General features: G+C 69.1%; 14 protein-coding genes. 2 read left to right on the top strand and 12 right to left on the bottom strand.

Features of this window, described 5'->3' with window-relative positions:
- Positions 1–58 precede the first annotated feature (58 nt).
- The gene (locus tag OHA88_RS12225) at positions 59–2398 is read right to left on the bottom strand and encodes a galactose-binding domain-containing protein (RefSeq protein WP_328625519.1); all 2340 of its coding nucleotides are present in this window, start codon (positions 2396–2398) and stop codon (positions 59–61) included.
- Between the two features lie 326 nt (positions 2399–2724).
- On the opposite strand from OHA88_RS12225, the gene OHA88_RS12220 reads away from it, so the two are divergent.
- Entirely contained in the window at positions 2725–5223 is a 2499-nt protein-coding gene (locus OHA88_RS12220; protein ID WP_443044215.1) for a SpoIIE family protein phosphatase, read from the top strand.
- A 149-nt stretch (positions 5224–5372) separates the two neighbouring features.
- Here OHA88_RS12220 and pssA read toward each other — a convergent pair whose 3' ends face one another.
- The 10 genes from pssA to OHA88_RS12170 all read right to left on the bottom strand — a co-directional run bounded on the left by pssA (position 5373) and on the right by OHA88_RS12170 (position 17215).
- Positions 5373–6227, bottom strand: coding sequence for a CDP-diacylglycerol--serine O-phosphatidyltransferase (pssA, locus tag OHA88_RS12215; protein WP_328625518.1), 855 nt, complete (start codon positions 6225–6227; stop codon positions 5373–5375).
- Positions 6214–6861: a phosphatidylserine decarboxylase gene (locus tag OHA88_RS12210; protein WP_030916556.1), complete on the bottom strand. Its 648-nt coding sequence runs from the start codon at positions 6859–6861 to the stop codon at positions 6214–6216. Before OHA88_RS12210 ends, pssA begins: the two co-directional genes overlap by 14 nt.
- A gap of 181 nt (positions 6862–7042) precedes the next feature.
- Positions 7043–8248: an acyl-CoA dehydrogenase family protein gene (locus tag OHA88_RS12205; protein WP_328625517.1), complete on the bottom strand. Its 1206-nt coding sequence runs from the start codon at positions 8246–8248 to the stop codon at positions 7043–7045.
- Positions 8249–8250: 2 nt separating this feature from the next.
- Positions 8251–8778, bottom strand: a complete 528-nt coding sequence (locus OHA88_RS12200; protein ID WP_030916550.1) for a MaoC family dehydratase — start codon at positions 8776–8778, stop codon at positions 8251–8253.
- Positions 8779–8780: 2 nt separating this feature from the next.
- A complete protein-coding gene (locus OHA88_RS12195) occupies positions 8781–9746 on the bottom strand; it encodes an HpcH/HpaI aldolase/citrate lyase family protein (protein WP_328625516.1) in 966 nt (321 codons plus the stop codon).
- Positions 9743–11755, bottom strand: coding sequence for a protein meaA (locus OHA88_RS12190; RefSeq protein WP_326606561.1), 2013 nt, complete (start codon positions 11753–11755; stop codon positions 9743–9745). The genes OHA88_RS12195 and OHA88_RS12190 overlap by 4 nt, the downstream gene beginning before the upstream one ends.
- A gap of 1 nt (position 11756) precedes the next feature.
- A complete protein-coding gene (gene ccrA / locus OHA88_RS12185; RefSeq protein ID WP_267000115.1) occupies positions 11757–13094 on the bottom strand; it encodes a crotonyl-CoA carboxylase/reductase in 1338 nt (445 codons plus the stop codon).
- A 386-nt stretch (positions 13095–13480) separates the two neighbouring features.
- Positions 13481–14278, bottom strand: coding sequence for a GNAT family N-acetyltransferase (locus OHA88_RS12180; protein WP_328625515.1), 798 nt, complete (start codon positions 14276–14278; stop codon positions 13481–13483).
- Between the two features lie 137 nt (positions 14279–14415).
- Entirely contained in the window at positions 14416–15234 is an 819-nt protein-coding gene (locus OHA88_RS12175; RefSeq protein ID WP_093776216.1) for a TetR family transcriptional regulator, read from the bottom strand.
- 199 nt (positions 15235–15433) lie between these two features.
- Positions 15434–17215 (bottom strand): 3-hydroxyacyl-CoA dehydrogenase family protein, encoded by a 1782-nt coding sequence (locus OHA88_RS12170; protein WP_328625514.1) that lies wholly within the window; start codon positions 17213–17215, stop codon positions 15434–15436.
- A 332-nt stretch (positions 17216–17547) separates the two neighbouring features.
- Between OHA88_RS12170 and OHA88_RS12165 the strand changes: the two genes are divergently transcribed.
- The gene (locus OHA88_RS12165; RefSeq protein ID WP_234432836.1) at positions 17548–18144 is read left to right on the top strand and encodes an adenylosuccinate lyase; all 597 of its coding nucleotides are present in this window, start codon (positions 17548–17550) and stop codon (positions 18142–18144) included.
- Here OHA88_RS12165 and OHA88_RS12160 read toward each other — a convergent pair.
- Positions 18122–18685: a GNAT family N-acetyltransferase gene (locus tag OHA88_RS12160; protein ID WP_328625513.1), complete on the bottom strand. Its 564-nt coding sequence runs from the start codon at positions 18683–18685 to the stop codon at positions 18122–18124. The genes OHA88_RS12165 and OHA88_RS12160 overlap by 23 nt on opposite strands.
- Between the last annotated feature and the right edge of the window lie 5 nt (positions 18686–18690).

Raw genomic sequence — 18690 nt, 5'->3', positions numbered from 1 at the left:
CGGAACGTCCGACCGGCCGCCGGACGGGCCCGGACCCGTCCGGCGGCCGGTCGCATCATCAGCTGGTGTACACCTCCAGTTCCGAGAGCTGACCCGCGGGCCACCCCGTGTTCGCGGTGAACGTCAGCCGCAGATAGCGGGCCGATGTACCCGGCAGAGTGACCGTTGCCGTATTGCCGCCGGCCGGGTCGAAGACGTAGCCGGCCGACCCCTTGAGCGAGCTGTACGAGGAGTTGTCGGCGCTGCCCGACACGCTCAGCGTCTGCGTGCGGGTCGCCCATGCCGTCGCCGGGGGCAGCTTCAGGACCACACGTTTGACGGCCCGGGGAGCGCCGAGGTCCACGGTGATGGTCTGCGGGAAGGCGTGGTTGGTGCTCTCCCAGTAGCTGTTCGCATTGCCGTCCACGGCGTTTGCCGCACCATAGACGTCCGCGTGCCCCGATTCGGTGACCGGCCGGCCCAGGGCAAGGTTGCCGGGATCGGTCGGAGGGTCGGTGGGCGGGTCGGTCGGGTCGGTCCCGCCTCCCGGCACCCCGCCGTTGGTCCACACCGGGTCCGGCCAGGTGCCGGTGCAGACCGGCGGGTCGGCGTACCAGCCGGAGTTTCCGCTGCCTCGGGTGATCTGGAAGCCACTGCCGACACAGTTGTGGATCGGGTTCGACTGGGCGATGTGCGTGGCGACGACATTGGTGAACGTCGCCGTCCCCGGAGCCTGGATCTGCAGGGCGTAGGTACCCGCGCCGTCGATCCTGACGTTGTCGAAATGCAGCCCGTTGGTCGCACCCTCGATCAGATGGATCGCGGCGTACGAACTGTCGAGTATCTCGGTGTCGGTGATGTTGATCGTGGCGTTGATGGGTTCGTTGAGTCCGCTGAACCAGATCGCGCCGACCCCGAACCGCCAGTTGAAGTCGTTGTTCCCGGTACGGATCAGAGTGTTCCGGGCGGCTGTCGTGATGCCGGAGACCGCCGTGCCCCGACCGGAATTCACACCGGGATAGCGATTGGCGACATGAAGGCCGCCGCCATTGGTGATCGTGTCGGACATGACGTTGTCGGAGATGGTGATGTCCTTGCCGCCGTACGTCACGATGTTGTTCGCGAGGATCGGCAGGATCACGGTGTTGAACGTGAACTTGTTCTTCACATTCGGTACGTTCTCCGCCCACATCGCCAGGCCGTCGTCACCGGTGTTGCGGACGAATGTGTTGGTGACGGTGGAGTTCGTGACGCCGTAATGGAAATTCACACCGTCGGCGGTCTGGTCCAGAATGCGGCTGTTCTTGACGGTGAAATTGTCCATAGGCCCGTCCATCCAGGCGCCGCACTTGGTGTGCTGCATCCAGATGTTGTCGACAACCGAATTGGACATTGCCCCGCCGATGGCGTTGACCTGGTCGTTGTCCACCCGCTCACGGATGTCGCCGATGATGGCGAAGTCCTTGAGGGTGACATCGGTGCTGCCGCCGTCCGCGGCGTACTTGCCGTAGACCCCGACCGCCTTGCTGCGGTTCGACGGATCCCGCCCGGTCAGCACGCTGTACCAGGGACCGGCCCCGCGCAGTGTCACCTTGTCGACGACGATGTGATCGCGGACCTGGAACGTTCCCTGTGGGATGTACACCTCCTTGCCCTGGGCCCGGCCGGCGTCGACGGCCGCCTGGATCCTGCCGGTGGAGTCGGTGGCGCCCGTCGGGTCGGCGCCGAAGTCGCTCACGACGTCCAGCGCCCCCGACGGCCTGCCGACCGGGGCGCCGACCTGCTCGAAGTCGGCCAGGTCGATGGTGAACGTCGGCGAAGCGGCCGTGGAGGCGACCTGGAGCCGCACCTTCGTGCCGATGGGGAGAGTCGACCCGAACGTGGTCCGGGCCTCGTCGTAGAAGTGGTGCGGGTTGGTGTCGCCCGGGTTGTTGTTGAACGGGTAACCGCCGTAGTACCAGCCGTACTTCGATGTGACCGGGACGCTTTTCGGCGCCCCGTCACCCACGCGCACGTCGATCGAGGCGTCCCGTCCCGTTCCGTCGGCGCTGTCCGGCAGCGAGTACCGGAAGGACATCGCGTTCGCCGGGGCGGTGAGGGTGAATTCCACGTACTCGCCGACGGCGTCCAGCGTCACGGCCTGCCGGCCCGAGGCCTCGGAGGGCAGCGTGCCGTACAGCCGGTTCGGTCCGATCAGCGTGCCGTTCGTGGCCGCGTACTCGGCTTCCTGTTCCTTGAACGGAACGGTCGCACCGCGGCCGGGGACCGCGAGGGGGGAGGGTGCGGGGACACCCGCGGCCCGGGCGGGCGGGGCGCTGGACAGTACGACCGCGGCGGCGGTGCCGAACGCGGCGAGGGCCAGGGAGAGGGAGGCGGACAGAGAGCGTCTGAGCAGGAGGCGTTTCGGTGGTGGGGTCACGTGATCGTCGTCCTTGCGGCTCGTGGGGGCTCTTCGGACGCCCCACAGGCTAGGAGTGGACCGCAAAGACGTCTATGCCGTTTGCAAAATAGCGTCATGATCGCTCAAAATTGAGACTTGACTTGGCGCCTTTTGCGAATAACGCCCAAAAATGTGGGCGCGTGGAGCGGATGGGTCCGAGCTGTCCCATGACATGTTGCGACTCCAGACACATGACGCAGCTTCCATAGGACGCAAAAGACTCGCATGGTGTTGGAAGATGTCGTTCATTGCCGGACCGGGTTCACCGGGTGCGCTGCAGGGCCGCCGGGGCGCATCCTGACTGTGTGACCTGGTACGGCGCTACCCGGCACAGTCCGCAGGATGAAGGCGGGACGGTGCCCGGGGCGGCGAACGGCGGCCGAGTGCCGGGCGAACTCTCGCTGGCGCTCGCGCAGGCCGCAGTGAGCGCGGTCGAGTCCGTCGGCGGGTACGCCGGCGGCGTATATCTACGCTCCGGGAACCCTGAGATGCTGCGGCTCGCGGTGCTCGCGGGGCTGCCGGGTCGGCTGTTCCGCCCCTGGTGGCGCATGCATGTGAACCGGCCCTTCCCGGTGTGTGAGTCCTACCGCTCGCACCGGTCGATCATGCTCCCCGATGCCGAGGAGGCCATGCGCCGCTTCCCGCAGCTGATGGCGGGCCTGCCGTTCCCGTTCGGGTCGCTGTTCGTGCCGATCGGCGGCCCCGAGAGGTTCGGGGTCCTGGCGGTGCTGCGCCCGGCCACCCCCGGGAAGCCGGTGTCGTCGGCCCACCGGCACAGTCTTGAGCACGTGGCCCGGCAGCTCGGCACCGACCTCGCGGAGCTGGCGGGCGAGGGCACCCAGGTCGTGTGGGACGGTGAGCCGGTACCCGTCCAGCTGCCCTCGGCCGTCGCACCATCGGTCAGGATCGGACACTTCGAGTGGGACCTCGACACGGGCGCCGTCGACGCGGACGCGGAGCTGTGCGCGATCCTCGCCACGGATCCCGCACAGTTCGCGGGCACCATCGACGCGCTGACGGCGCTGTTGGCCCCGGAGGACGTGTGCGGGCTGTGCGCCGTCGCCCGCCGGGCGGCCGGATCGCCCGGCCCGGTCGTACGCCGGTTGCGGCTGCGCGGCCCCGACGGCCGGACGAACTTCCTCGAACTCTCCAGCCGCCGGACCGGGCCGCCCGGTGACGGCGCGGCCGGTCGTCTCACCGGCTTCCTCGTCGACCTCGGCGCCGGAGCGATCGTCGGGGAGGCGGCCGACCGGCTGCCGCGCGGCATCATGTCGTTCGACCGGCTCGGACGGATCACCTACGTCAACCCTCTCGCGGAGGAGCTGCTCGACCGGGCAGGCGCCGACCTGGTCGGACGCGTCCTGTGGGAGGTCCTGCCGTGGTTCGGACACCCCGCGTACGACGACCACCACCGGGCCGCGCTGCTCTCCCACGACCCGGTGCACTTCCTCGCGCGGCGCGACGCCGACGACTGGCTGTCGGTGTCCCTGTACCCGGGCCGCGACGGAGTGACAGCCACGCTCGCCGCCACGGAGCCGGCCTATACTCCGGGGTCCGTCGTCACGCCGGGCGTGGGGCTCGGCTCCCCGGCCGACCGGGCGTCCGCGCTCTACCGGCCGGTCGCCCTCGCCATCGCGCTGACGGAGGCCGTCACGGCACGCCAGGTCTCGGTGGTGGTCACTGAGGAACTGCTGCCCGCGTTCGGCGGCAGGCAACTGGCCATCTACCTGCTGAACGAGCGGCACCTCTACCTGGCCTGGGAGACCGGCTTCCCGCAGGGCTTCCTGGACCGCTTCGACGGGGTGTCCCTCACTGCCCACCTGCCCGGCGTCGAGACGCTCACCACCGGCCGCCCGATCTTCTTCGAGTCCATGCAGCACCTGGCCGCCGCCTACCCCGGCATCCCCCTGGACGCCGACGTCGGCGCCCGCGCGTTCCTGCCGCTGATCGCGTCCGGGCGGCCCGTCGGCTCCTGCATCCTCGGCTTCGACCACCCGCGCGGCTTCACCCCCGAGGAACGCACGGTCCTCACCGCGCTCGCCGGCCTCATCGCCCAGTCCCTCCAGCGGGCCCAGCGATACGACACGGAATCCGCCCTGGCCCGTGGCCTGCAGAACGCCCTGCTGCCGCACCGGCTGCCCGTACTCGAACACGTCGACACCGCCGGGAGGTATCTCGCCGGCACCCAGGGCATGGATATCGGAGGCGACTGGTACGACGTCGTCGAGACGGAGCGCGGCCTGGCCCTGATCGTCGGGGACGTCCAGGGGCATGGAGTCGCCGCGGCCGCGACCATGGGCCAACTGCGCAGCGCGGTAAGGGCCTTCGCTCTCAGCGGGCACGATCCGCAGGAGGTGGTGAGCGGCACCAACCGGCTGCTCATCGACCTCGACCCCGGCCAGATCGCCAGCTGCTGCTACGTCGTCCTCGACCCCGTCACCGGCCGGACCCAGGCGGTCCGGGCCGGGCACCCGCAGCCCCTGCTCCGCCATCCCGACCACACGACCGAGGTCCTGGACCTGCCAGGCGGCATCGTGCTCGGTGTCGCCCCCCGTGCGTCCTACCCGGTCAGCGACTTCCTCCTGGACCCCGGCGCGATCCTGGCACTGTTCACCGACGGACTGGTCGAGCAGGCAGGGGCCGACATCGATCTGGGCATCGAACGGCTGCGCTCCACGATCGAGCGAGCCGATGTGCCGTCGCTCGCCGACATGGCGGACCTGGTCATCCGGGAGGCGAAGCAGGAGTCAGACCGGCCCGACGACATCGCGCTCCTGCTCGCCGCCCGCTGGGACCCGGCGTAGCGGGGGCCGCCCGCACAGGACACGGGGCACGCACGAGGGCCCGGGCCCCGATCGCGGCGGTGGCTGCTCGTCACGGGTGCCGTAGGACATGCAGGAGGGCCCGGGTGCTGGGGAAGCACCCGGGCCCTCGTACGTCTTGTGCTGTACCGCTAGGGCAGCTGAGCCGCCCGTGCCTCGCGTCGGTTGTCGCGGAAGGTGTTCACCCGCCGTGCCGTCGCGAAGAGCGGGATGACCGCTCCCAGGACCACCTGCAGCGCGCAGCCGGTCTGCAGGAGCAGCTGACCGCCGGGGGCGTCGAACGCCCAGGCGGCGAGCAGTCCCATCGCGCCGACGATCCAGCTGAGCATGGCCACCGCGAGGACACCCCGCGGCTTCGGGTACTCGACCCGGCTGACCATCAGCCACGCCACTCCGACGATCGCGAGCAGCGTGGGTACGAAGGGCAGCTCCAGGAGGACGATCGAGACGACCGTGAGCGCTCCGAAGGGGCTCGGCATGCCCTGGAACATGCCGTCCTTCATGGTCACGCAGGAGAATCTGGCCAGTCTCAGCACCACGGCCAGCAGCACGACGATCGCCGCGAGCGCCGACACCCTCTGGTGTGCGTCGTCCGCGACCATGCCGTACACGAGTACGAAGTACGCCGGGGCGAGGCCGAAGCTGATCAGGTCCGAGAGGTTGTCCAGCTCCGCGCCCATCGGCGAGCTGCGGAGCTTGCGCGCCACCAGCCCGTCGAAGAGGTCGAAGACCGCGGCGAGGAGCATCAGGATCACGGCGGTGGCCGCGGAGTGCCGGGCCATGCCGCTCTCGTCGCTGCCCGTGAGGTGCGGGATGAGGATCCCCGTGGTGGTGAAGTACACCGCCATGAAACCGCACGTGGCGTTACCGAGAGTGAGGGTGTCCGCTATCGACAGCCGCAGAGAGAGCGGCATGTCCTCGACGTCGTCCTCGGCCTCGGCCTCCGGCACCCAGCCGGCCTGTGTGTCGGGATCAATCACGGTCAATTCGAGTCACCCCCGCGGTGGTGGCCTGGCCGACCTCGACCGCGACATCGATACCTTCCGGAAGGTAGATGTCGACCCGGGAGCCGAAGCGGATCAGGCCGATGCGCTCGCCCTGCTCCACCTTCGTGCCCTGCGGGATGTACGGGACGATGCGACGGGCAACCGCACCCGCGATCTGCACCATCTCGATGTCACCGAGCTCGGTGTCGAAGTGCCAGACAACGCGCTCGTTGTTCTCGCTCTCCTTGTTGAACGCCGGGACGAACCCACCGGGGATGTGCTCGACCGATGTCACCGTGCCGGCCAGGGGCGCGCGGTTGACGTGAACATTCAACGGGCTCATGAAGATCGCGACGCGGGTGCGCCCGTCCTTCCACGGCATGATGCTCTGCACCACACCGTCGGCCGGAGAGATGACTCGGCCCTGGGTGATCTCGCGCTCGGGGTCGCGGAAGAACCACAGCATGCCCGCCGCGAGGGCGGTGGTGGGCACGGCCACGGCGGCCCAGCGTCCGGACTTGCGGGCCCGGGTGAGGCTGAGCGCCGCGGTGGCGACGGTCGGGAGGAGCCACGGCGAAGCTCCGCGCGCAAGGCGGACTCCGCCGCGTGATGCAGAGGTTTGGCTGTCGGGCATGGATGACCTTCGTAGCGGATGATGCCGCGCTGGCAACGGGGGACGGCGGCTTTTCCGGCGATGCTATCGGGTGCGAGCCGCAACTGGGCAAGCCAACAGCCGAGTCGGACGGCTGGAAGGCACCGGCTGAGGATGACAGGGTGTGATCTTCTTCGCGGCTAAATCACCTCGAAGGGGACGATCAGCCCTGGAACCGGTACTCCTCGAGGAGTCGGCGCCCAATGATCATTTTCTGGATTTCGGCGGTACCTTCACCGATCAGCAGCATCGGGGCCTCCCGGTAGAGGCGCTCGATCTCGTACTCCTTGGAGAAGCCGTAACCGCCGTGGATGCGGAAGGCGTCCTCGACGACTTCCTTGCAGTATTCGGAGGCGAGGTACTTCGCCATCCCTGCCTCCAGGTCGTTTCGTTCCCCGGAGTCCTTTTTGCGTGCTGCATTCACCATCATTGCATGCGCCGCTTCGACCTTGGTGGCCATTTCGGCCAGCTTGAACTGGATCGCCTGGTGCTGGGCGATCGGCTTTCCGAAGGTGTGACGCTGCTGAGCGTAGGAGACGCCCAGCTCGAATGCACGCTGTGCGACGCCGCAACCACGCGCGGCCACATTCACCCGGCCGACCTCGACACCGTCCATCATTTGGTAAAACCCTCGGCCGGTGGTGCCGCCGAGTACACGATTGGCCGGAATGCGTAGTCCGTCCATGATGAGTTCCGTCGTGTCGACGCCCTTGTAACCCATCTTGTCGATCTTCCCGGGAATGGTGAGCCCCGGCCGGACCTCGCCGAAGCCCGGCTCCTTCTCCACCAGGAAGGTCGTCATCGACTTGTGCGGGGCCGTTCCCTCGGGGTGGCCTTCGTCACTTCGGCACAGCACGGCGACGAGCGAGGACGTACCGCCGTTCGTCAGCCACATCTTCTGGCCGTTCAGGACGTACTCGTCGCCGTCCCTGACGCCCTTGGAGGTGATCGCCGCGACGTCGGAGCCCAGTGCCGGCTCGGACATCGAGAACGCGCCCCGGACCTCGCCCAGTGCCATCCGCGGCAGGAACGTGTCCTTCTGTTCCTGGGTGCCGTGCTGCTTGAGCATGTACGCCACGATGAAGTGCGTGTTGATGATTCCCGACACGCTCATCCAGCCGCGCGCGATTTCCTCCACGCAGAGCGCGTATGTGAGAAGCGACTCACCCAGGCCCCCGTACTCCTCGGGGATCATCAGCCCGAACAGGCCCAGTTCCTTGAGCCCCTCGACGATCTCCGTCGGGTACTCGTCGCGGTGCTCCAGCTGGGTCGCGACCGGAATGATCTCCTTGTCGACGAAATCCCGGACCGTGGAGAGGATTTCCTGCTGGATGTCGTTCAGACCGGCGGTCTGGGCGAGTCGCGTCATGGCTACTTCTCCACGTTCTTCTGCGAAGGCTGGTTCAGCTCCGGGCGGCCGGGCTGCTCGCCGCCGCGCTCCTTGATGTACGTCTCGGTGGGGACCATCACCTTGCGGCGGAACACGCAGACGAGTGTTCCGTCCTGCTTGTAGCCCTTGGTCTCCACGTAAACGATTCCGCGGTCACTCTTGGACTTTGACGGAGTCTTGTCGAGGACGGTCGTCTCGCCGTAGATCGTGTCGCCGTGGAAGGTCGGCGCGACATGCTTGAGCGACTCGACCTCCAGGTTGGCGATCGCCTTTCCGGACACGTCGGGGACGGACATGCCGAGCAACAGCGAGTAGATGTAGTTGCCGACCACAACGTTCTTGCCGAAATCGGTCGTCTTCTCCGCGTAGTTGCTGTCCATGTGCAGCGGGTGATGATTCATGGTGAGCAGACAGAAAAGGTGGTCGTCGTACTCCGTGACCGTCTTTCCGGGCCAGTGCTTGTACACCGCACCGACCTCGAACTCCTCATAGGTGCGTCCGAACTGCATGGTCAGGCCTCCGGAGCTTCGAACTTGGAGGTGCGCTGCATACCGGCCGCGCGGCCCTTGCCCGCGATGACCAGGGCCATCTTCCGGCTCGCCTCGTCGATCATTTCGTCGCCGAGCATCGCCGAACCCTTCTTGCCGCCCGCCTCCGAGGTGCACCACTCGTACGCGTCGAGGATCAGCTCGGCGTGGTCGTAGTCCTCCTGCGACGGCGAGAACACCTCGTTGGCCGCGTCGACCTGGCCGGGGTGCAGCACCCACTTGCCGTCGAAGCCGAGTGCCGCCGCGCGGCCGGCGACCTCGCGGTACGCGTCCACGTCACGGATCTGCAGGAACGGACCGTCGATCGCCTGGAGGTCGTGCGTACGCGCCGCCATCAGGATGCGCATGAGGATGTAGTGGTACGCGTCCGCGCCGTAGCCGGGCGGCTGCTGGCCGACGACCAGGGTCTTCATGTTGATCGATGCCATGAAGTCGGCCGGGCCGAAGATCAGCGTCTCCAGGCGCGGCGAGGCGGCGGCGATGTCGTCGATGTTCACCAGGCCCTTGGCGTTCTCGATCTGTGCCTCGATGCCGATCTTCCCGACCTCGAAGCCCATGGTCTTCTCGATCTGGGTGAGCAGCAGATCGAGGGCGATGACCTGCTGGGCGTCCTGGACCTTCGGCAGCATGATGCAGTCGAGGTTCTGGCCGGCACCCTCGACCACCGTGATCACATCGCGGTACGTCCAGTGCGTCGTCCAGTCGTTGACGCGCACGACCCGGGTCTTGCCCGTCCAGTCGCCGTTGTTCAGCGCGTCGACGATGTGGTGCCGGGCGCCCTCCTTGGCGAGCGGGGCGCAGGCGTCCTCGAGGTCCAGGAAGACCTGGTCGGCCGGGAGGCCCTGGGCCTTCTCCAGGAACCGCGGGTTCGAGCCCGGCACAGCCAGGCAGGAGCGACGCGGACGCAGACGGTTCACGGGCTGGGTCATGCGGGGACCTCCAGAGGGTCGAGCTTGTTCGCTTTCCGGATCTCGTCGACGATACGGCCGATGATCTCCGTGATGCCGAAGTCCTTCGGGGTGAATACGGCGGCGACGCCCGCCTCGATCAGCGCGGTGGCGTCGGCGGGCGGAATGATCCCGCCCGCGATGACGGGTATGTCGTTGGCGCCGGCTTCGCGCAGCCGGTTCAGCACGTCCGGCACCAGCTCGGCGTGCGAGCCGGACAGGATCGACAGACCGACGCAGTGCACGTCCTCGGCGAGCGCGGCCGAGACGATCTGTTCGGGGGTCAGTCGGATCCCCTGGTAGACGACCTCGAACCCGGCGTCACGGGCCCGTACGGCGATCTGCTCGGCGCCGTTGGAGTGCCCGTCCAGGCCCGGCTTGCCGACCAGCAGCCGCAGCCGTCCGGTGCCGAGGTCGCCGGCGGTGCGGGCGACCTTCTCGCGGACCAGGGCGAGCGGCGTTCCCGCCTCCGCGGTCACCGCGACCGGTGCGGACGAGACGCCCGTCGGGGCCCGGAACTCGCCGAACACGTCGCGCAGCGCCCACGACCACTCGCCGGTGGTGACACCCGCGCGGGCGCACTCCACGGTCGCTTCCATCATGTTGTCGGTGCCGGCCGCGGCCTTCTTCAGCGCCGCCAGTGCCTCGGAGGCGCGCGCCTCGTCACGGTTGTCGCGCCACTCGTGGAGCGCCGCGACCACCCTGGCCTCGTTGGCCGGGTCGACCGTCATGATCGCGCCGTCGAGGTCCGCGGTGAGCGGGTTCGGCTCGGTCGTCTCGTAGATGTTGACGCCTACGATCTTCTCCTCGCCGCCCTCGATGCGGGCCCGCCGCTGTGCGTGCGAGGAGACCAGCTCCGACTTGAGGTAGCCGGACTCGACGGCCGCCATGGCGCCGCCCATCTGCTGGATCCGGTCGATCTCCGCGAGCGACTCGGTGACCAGGGCGTCCACCTTGGCCTCGATCACATGCGAACCCGCGAAGATGTCCTCGTACTCCAGCAGATCGCTCTCGTGCGCGAGAACCTGCTGGATCCGGAGCGACCACTGCTGGTCCCAGGGCCGGGGGAGCCCCAGCGCCTCGTTCCAGGCGGGCAGCTGGACGGCCCGGGCGCGGGCGTCCTTGGAGAGGGTGACCGCCAGCATCTCCAGGACGATGCGCTGGACGTTGTTCTCCGGCTGCGCCTCGGTCAGCCCGAGGGAGTTGACCTGGACGCCGTAGCGGAACCGGCGCTGCTTGGCGTCGGTGATGCCGTACCGCTCGCGGGTGACCTGATCCCAGATGCGGCCGAAGGCGCGCATCTTGCACATCTCCTCGATGAAGCGGACGCCCGCGTTCACGAAGAAGGAGATACGGGCGACGACATCGCCGAACTTCTCCTCGGGCACCTGCCCGGAGTCACGGACCGCGTCGAGCACGGCGATCGCCGTCGACATGGCGTACGCGATCTCCTGGACCGGAGTGGCCCCCGCCTCCTGCAGGTGATAGCTGCAGATGTTGATCGGGTTCCACTTCGGTATGTGGTTGACCGTGTACGTGATCATGTCGGTGGTCAGCCGCAGCGAGGGACCGGGCGGGAAGACATGCGTCCCGCGCGAGAGGTACTCCTTGACGATGTCGTTCTGCGTCGTGCCCTGGAGCTTCGTGGCGTCGGCGCCCTGCTCCTCGGCGACCACCTGATAGAGCGCCAGCAGCCACATCGCGGTGGCGTTGATCGTCATCGAGGTGTTCATCTGCTCCAGCGGGATGTCCTGGAACAGCCGCCGCATGTCACCGAGGTGCGAGACGGGCACGCCGACCCGGCCGACCTCGCCGCGGGCGAGGATGTGGTCGGGGTCGTAACCCGTCTGGGTCGGCAGGTCGAAGGCGACCGACAGACCGGTCTGGCCCTTGGCGAGGTTGCGCCGGTAGAGCTCGTTGGACGCCTCGGCGGTCGAGTGGCCGGCGTACGTCCGCATGAGCCACGGGCGGTCCTTCTGACGCCCGCTCATGTCAGACGTCCCGGAAGCGATTGATGGCGTCGATGTGCTGCTCGCGCAGCTCCTCGTTGCGCACACCCATACCCTCGCGGGGGGCCAGTGCGAGCACGCCGACCTTGCCCTGGTGGAGGTTGCGGTGCACGTCGTACGCGGCCTGCCCGGTCTCCTCCAGGGAGTAGACCTTCGACAGCGTCGGGTGGATCTTGCCCTTGGCGATCAGCCGGTTGGCCTCCCACGCCTCGCGGTAGTTGGCGAAGTGCGAGCCCACGATCTTCTTCAGCGACATCCACAGGTAGCGGTTGTCGTACTCGTGGTTGTAGCCCGACGTGGAGGCGCAGGTGACGATCGTGCCGCCCTTGCGGGTCACGTACACCGAGGCGCCGAACGTCTCGCGGCCCGGGTGCTCGAAGACGATGTCCACGTCCTCGCCGCCGGTCAGCTCACGGATGCGCTTGCCGAACCGCTTCCACTCGCGCGGGTCCTGGTTGTGCTCGTCCTTCCAGAACTTGTAGCCCTCGGCGTTGCGGTCGATGATCGCCTCTGCGCCCATCTTCCGGCAGATTTCCGCCTTCTGCTCGCTGGAGACGATGCAGATCGGGTTGGCGCCACCGGCCAGCGCGAACTGCGTGGCGTACGAACCGAGTCCGCCGCTGGCGCCCCAGATCAGCACGTTGTCGCCCTGCTTCATGCCGGCGCCGTTGCGCGAGACGAGCTGGCGGTAGGCGGTGGAGTTGACCAGGCCGGGCGCGGCGGCCTCCTCCCAGCTCAGGTGCTCCGGCTTCGGCATCAGCTGGTTGGACTTGACGAGCGCGATCTCGGCGAGGCCGCCGAAGTTGGTCTCGAAGCCCCAGATCCGCTGCTCGGGGTCGAGCATCGTGTCGTTGTGGCCGTCCGAGGACTCCAGTTCGACCGAGAGGCAGTGCGCGACGACCTCGTCACCGGGGTGCCAGGCGTTGACGCCGGGGCCGGTGCGCAGGACGACGCCCGCCAGGTCGGAGCCGATGACGTGGTACGGCAGGTCGTGGCGCTTCGTGAGCTCGCTGAGCTTCCCGTAGCGCTCCAGGAAGCCGAAGGTGGACATCGGCTCGAAGATCGAGGTCCAGACCGAGTTGTAATTCACCGAGCTGGCCATGACGGCGACCAGTGCCTCGCCGGGCCCGAGCTCGGGCACCGGGACGTCGTCGAGGTGCAGTGACTTGCGGGGGTCCTTGTCGCGGGAGGCGAGCCCGGCGAACATCTCCGTCTCGTCCTTGTGCACGGTCACCGCGCGGTACGACTCAGGGATGGACAGGGCCGCGAAATCTGCGGCCGTGCTGTCCTGCGATTGGATCGCGTCCAGGATTTCCTTCACGGTGTGCCTCCGGGATGGTGTCTCCCCTGCTCGGCCGGGGCCGGGTGCGCGGGGAATGCTCGAGGGACGCCTGAGGGTCCCTGCGGGGGTGGGGTGCGTTGTGGAGGTGCTGCCGTCGGTTCGGCTGGTAAGGCTTCGGCCTGCTCTGGTGGAGCAGAAGGGTTTGCCTGTGACGCAGGCGTCCGGGCGCGCAGGCACATGGCTTGCGGGGACAGCCGGCGTACGTGAGGTCTCTGCACGCCGGCCGCCCGGACAACTTCAACGTATGGCACTCCGTGACACCTGGCAAGGCACTGGGTGCCAACAATTTCTCTCACATGTCATCTGCCCGGCACGGATGAGCAACATGAGAGGTGGTTCGGGCTGTTCTGTGCCGCTCGGTGGGGTCAGGTCGTGCGCCGGTGGACATACGGCGTGGTGGTGCTCAGTGCGGTGAATCCGAGCCGCTGGAGGATCGGACGGCTTTGGTCGGTCGCGTCGACCTGCAGATATGTGTAGCCACGCTCGGTGGCGATCGCGGCACGGAAGGCCACCAGCGCCCGGTAGATGCCCTTCCCGCGCCACGGCTCGACCGTCCCGCCGCCCCAGAGCCCCGCGAAGCCGGTGCCGGGGTACAGCTCCATGCGGGCCGAGCTCACCGGCTCGTCGCCCACCATGGCCAGCACCCCGACGAAGCTGTCCGGGGCCTCGGTCAGCCGAGCCAGCACCTGATGCCGCAGCCGCGACCAGTCCGAGCCGAACGCCCGCTCATGGGCCCGGGCCATCAGCTCCACATCGGCCGCATCGGTCACCGTACGCAGCCGGACGCCCTCGGGGAGCTCCACCGCGGTCGGGAGGTCCGCGACCGGAGCGATCAGCAGGGTCTCCGGCTCCTCCGCGACGAAGCCGGCCGCCCGCAGCCGCTGCCCCAGGTCCGCCGGCCGGTCGTGCGCGTACAGCTTCCACTCGAACTCGTCGAGGCCGAGCGCGGTGAAGCGTTCCACCTGAGCCGCGATCGCCGCATCCGCCCGGACGGCGTCCAGATCCGGCGCCGACCAGACCACGCCGTTCCAGTCGTCGGCCGCGCCGACCTGACGTACGACATCGGCGGTGCGCTCGACGCGGACACCGGGGCCGTCGGGTCGGGCATGCTCGCGCATCTCGTGGTCGAAGAGGGACAGCAGGGCGTCGTGATCATGAGTCATGCGCCCACCACAACACCGGCGTGTACGGACTGCAACCAGGTTTCGGCGCTCGGGCACGCGTATGCCGGACGGGCTTCGACAGCGAGCCCGTCCGGCATGCGGGGGTCGACGGAGCGGTTCGGCCGGCAGGCTCCCGCTCAGTGGTCCTTGAGCGCCTGCTGGATCGTGCGCATCACTTCGTCGAGCGGTGCGTCGGTGCGCGCCACCGCGACCAGCACCTCGCCCTCCGTGCTCACGGAAGCGGCGGCCGGCGGGGACGCGGGCTCGGTCCCGGCGATCCGGCCCGCGCCGATCCCGGTCCCGAACGTGTCCCGGACGATGGCGAACGCGTGGTCGAGCTGGGCCTCCACGTCACCTTGGCCGCCCGCCCGCAGCCAGCGGCGCAGCACATGGTTGTGCGCGGTGACGACGGCGGACGCCGCGACCTCCGCCAGCAGCGGATCGTCATTGCCGACGTGGTGGTCGCGCTCGTCGAAATGGCCCAGCAGATAGCGCGTGAACAGCCGCTCGTAGCGGGCCACCGAGGCGATCTCGGCCTCCCGCAGGGTGGGGACCTCACGGGTCAGCTTGTAGCGGGCCACGGAGACCGCGGGCTTCGCCGCGTACATCTTCATGACTTCCTTGATGCCGCGGCAGACGGTGTCGAGCGGGTGCTCGTGCGCGGGGGCGGCATTGAGGACGGCCTCGGCCCGGACGAGGGTGTCGTCGTGGTCCGGGAAGATCGCCTCTTCCTTGGAGCGGAAGTGCCGGAAGAAGGTCCGCCGGGCGACGCCCGCGGCGCCCGCGATCTCGTCGACCGTCGTCGCCTCGTACCCCTTCGTGGCGAAAAGCTCCATCGCTGCGGCGGCCAGTTCGCGGCGCATCTTGAGCCGTTGGGCGGCGGCGCGCGTGCCTGCGGCACTCTCCGGGGCGTCGGGTGCGGTGGAGACACGGGGGGACCTGGCGGGCTGGGACATGGTGTGAACGTACTGCATCGGCGCAGGAGAGCGCGCCTGCGGGGGCGGGCCGCCGGGCGGCGCCTCCCATGTCGAAGGCGGTGGCGGCGGATCGAGCAGCCCGCCCCAGCCGGCTCCCGGCCCGGGAGCCGGCTGGGGGTCGGCCGGGCGGTCCCGCCCGGCCGGATGCCCGGCCGGCCGGGCAGGAGCCCGCCGGCCCTCAGCGCCGGGCATATTCGCGGAAGCCGCGCCCCGTCTTGCGGCCGAGGCAGCCGGCGGCCACCAGATGCTCCAGCAGCGGCGCCGGGGCCAGACCCGGGTCGCGGAACTCGCTGTGCAGCACCTTCTCGATGGCGAGCGAGACATCGAGCCCGACGACGTCGAGGAGCTCGAACGGACCCATCGGGTAGCCGCCGCCCAGCTTCATCGCGGCGTCGATGTCGTCGAGGCTCGCGTAGTGCTCCCCGACCATCTTGATCGCGTTGTTGAGGTACGGGAACAGCAGCGCGTTGACGATGAAACCGGCCCGGTCCCCGCAGTCCACCGGGTGCTTGCGGATCTTCCCGCACACCTCACGGACGGTGGCGTGGACGTCGTCGTCCGTGAGCACCGTACGGACCACCTCGACCAGCTTCATCGCGGGCGCCGGGTTGAAGAAGTGCATCCCGATGACGTCCTGCGGACGCGAGGTGGCCCGTGCACACGCCACGACCGGCAGAGACGACGTGGTGGTGGCGAGCACCGCACCCGGCTTGCAGACCTTGTCCAGCGTGGCGAACAGCTGCTGCTTGACCGCCAGGTCCTCGGCGACCGCCTCGACCGCGAGATCGACGTCGTCGAACGAGTCCAGCGAACCGGCCGCGGTGATGCGGGCGAGGGTCTCGTCCCGCGCCTCGGCCGTCAGCCGCCCCTTGGTGACGGAACGCTCCAGCGACTTGGCGATCCGGCCCCTCGCCGTGTCAGCCTTCTCCTGGCTGCGCGCGGCGATCACCACGTCGTAACCGGCCTTCGCGAAGACCTCCGCGATGCCCGAGGCCATCGTTCCGGAGCCGGCGACACCCACCGACCGCACGGTGCGCCCGGCCGTCGCTCCGGTGCTCTCCTGCGGCGTCTTCGCGTCCGGCACCACGGTCTGGCTGCCCGGCGTCGCATACGTGTAGAAGCCACGGCCCGACTTGCGGCCGGTCAGCCCGGCCTCGCTGAGCTGCTTGAGGATCGGCGCAGGGGCGTGCAGCCGGTCGTGCGACTCGGAGTACATCGCCTCCAGGACGGTACGGGCGGTGTCGACCCCGATCAGGTCGAGCAGGGCGAGCGGGCCCATGGGCAGCCCGCAGCCCAGCTTCATGGCCGCGTCGATGTCCTCACGGGAGGCGTAGCTCGCCTCGTACATCGCGGCGGCCTGGTTCAGGTAGCCGAACAGCAGCCCGTCGGCGACGAACCCCGGCCGGTCGCCCACCGCGACCGGCTCCTTGCCCAGCTCACGGGCGAGCGTGGTGACCGCCTCGACGGCCGGCGGCGCGGTCAGCACCGAGGAGACCACCTCGACCAGCTTCATCGCGGGCGCCGGGTTGAAGAAGTGCAGACCGATCACGCGCTCGGGGTGCTGCGACTCGGCGGCCAGCCGGGTCACCGACAGGGCGTTGGTGCCGGTCGCCAGGATCGCGGTGGGGGAGGTGATCGCGTCGAGCTCCCGGAAGAGCTGCTGCTTGATCTCGTACGACTCGGGCACGACCTCGATGACGAGCTGCGCGTCCGCGGCGGCCTGCAGATCGGAGAAGGTACGGAACCTGGCGAGGACGTCGTGCCGCTCGCCCTCGGTGATCCGCCCCTTCTGCACTGCGCGGGCGGTGGAGGCTTCGAGGGCGGCAACGGCCTGACGCGCGGCCGCCTCGCTGATGTCGATACCGATGACCTCGCGGCCGGCCCGGGCGAGGACCTCGGCGATGCCGGTGCCCATGGTGCCGAGGCCGACGACGGCAATGGTGGAGAGCGGGGTGTCCATCACGGGACTCCAGGGATGAGTGACGACTGTGTGGGCGCACGACGCGCACGGATCTGGTGGGGCCGTGGGGCCCGACCGGCGCATGGCGTGCGGAAACTGCATGTCGTGGTGCTCGGGGCCGGGGGTGTACCGAACACACCCGGACCGGGATGGGGGTGACGGACTCTGTCCCGGAGTCACGTCTCGCAAAGCTGCCGAACCGACAAGCACTCCGGGTGGCTGCGTCACCAGGCCACTGGAGTCGGCGGGGAGTGTGTCCCGCTCATATGAGGTTAACCGGCGAGTAACGAGCGCGCCAGCCCCGAGTTGTTGTGTGCCCGCTCACACTCGCCGTGTCCGCCGATACGCTGACGGTCATGGACGAGGAGTTCCGGTCGCTGGCCGACCGGCTGGGGGACGAGGCGGGGGAGTCGGCGGCGTACCGCAGGCTGCTCGCCACCGAGGACGACGAGGAGCTGGCTCGGGTCCTAGTGGAACGCGAACGCCCGCTCTGGGCGCGCGAGATCGCCGCGTTCCGGCTCGGCTGCGGCGGCGACAGACGGGCCTTCGAGGCGCTGGTCCTGCTGCTCAACCACCGCGACCCGGAGCGCTGTGTCTCCGCCGCCCATGCTCTGGTGCGCCTCGGCGACCCGCGCACGCCCCGGGCCGCCGCCGCCCTCGCGACCAACACCCTGCGCACCGCCTACGCCCTGCACCCGGTGCGGCTGCTCACCGCCCTGCGGGCCCCCGAGTCCGTCCCGACGCTGATCAGCACCCTGGAAAGGCTGCTGGCACCGGACGAGCCGCACTGGCGGGTCGCGCTGGCCTGTGTGGAGGGGCTGGGGCAGCTCGGCGACGCACAGGCCCGCCCGGTCCTGCAGGCGGCGCTGCCGCACCCGAGGCTCGGCGGCGCGGCCGAGGAGGCGATCAGCCGGCTGCCGGCGGGCTGAGCGGACGTACGTAACGCACCTCGGGCACGAGGACGCCGCCGACCTGGAAGGGTTCCTCGGCGCCGTCCGGAGCGAAGCCCGCACGCTCGTAGAAGCGGCGGGCCGGTGCGTTCTCCTTGAGGACCCAGAGCGACAGATCGGGGAACCCGTCCGCGGCGGAGCGCGCCAGGATCTCCGCCATCAGGGCGCGGCCGACCCCGGTCCCGCGCTGCTCGGGCAGCACATAGATGGCGTACAACTCGCCGCGGGCGAGCCGCCTGCCGTCCGCGCGGTACGGGCCGTAACAGGCCCAGCCGATCACACCCGGGCCAGGCCGCTCGGCCACCACATTGACGACCGTGTTGCGTTCGGCGAAGAAGCCGCGCCGCCGCTGCGCGTCCTCGGCGATGTCCATCGCGTCCAGATACGCCTGCGGGATCAGCCCGGTGTACGCGGCCTGCCAGCCGCGCACCCGGATCGTCGCGACGGCCTCGCAGTCGTCGATGGTCATGGATCTGACGGACAGGTCGGGGGCGTACGCGGAGGTGGGCCGTGTCGTCATACGGA

This window comes from Streptomyces sp. NBC_00353, assembly GCF_036108815.1.
Classification (GTDB): domain Bacteria; phylum Actinomycetota; class Actinomycetes; order Streptomycetales; family Streptomycetaceae; genus Streptomyces.
The sequence above is the reverse complement of the archived record's forward strand: the minus strand, read 5'-3'. Positions and strand labels throughout refer to the sequence as shown.

Excerpts from the sequence above, each read along its gene's own strand:
- OHA88_RS12210 (WP_030916556.1), bottom strand. The coding sequence starts at position 6,861 with ATGCCCGACAGCCAAACCTCTGCATCACGCGGCGGAGTCCGCCTTGCG.
- OHA88_RS12205 (WP_328625517.1), bottom strand. The coding sequence starts at position 8,248 with ATGACGCGACTCGCCCAGACCGCCGGTCTGAACGACATCCAGCAGGAA.
- OHA88_RS12200 (WP_030916550.1), bottom strand. The coding sequence starts at position 8,778 with ATGCAGTTCGGACGCACCTATGAGGAGTTCGAGGTCGGTGCGGTGTAC.
- OHA88_RS12195 (WP_328625516.1), bottom strand. The coding sequence starts at position 9,746 with ATGACCCAGCCCGTGAACCGTCTGCGTCCGCGTCGCTCCTGCCTGGCT.
- OHA88_RS12190 (WP_326606561.1), bottom strand. The coding sequence starts at position 11,755 with ATGAGCGGGCGTCAGAAGGACCGCCCGTGGCTCATGCGGACGTACGCC.
- OHA88_RS12180 (WP_328625515.1), bottom strand. The coding sequence starts at position 14,278 with ATGACTCATGATCACGACGCCCTGCTGTCCCTCTTCGACCACGAGATG.
- OHA88_RS12175 (WP_093776216.1), bottom strand. The coding sequence starts at position 15,234 with ATGTCCCAGCCCGCCAGGTCCCCCCGTGTCTCCACCGCACCCGACGCC.
- OHA88_RS12170 (WP_328625514.1), bottom strand. The coding sequence starts at position 17,215 with ATGGACACCCCGCTCTCCACCATTGCCGTCGTCGGCCTCGGCACCATG.
- OHA88_RS12160 (WP_328625513.1), bottom strand. The coding sequence starts at position 18,685 with ATGACGACACGGCCCACCTCCGCGTACGCCCCCGACCTGTCCGTCAGA.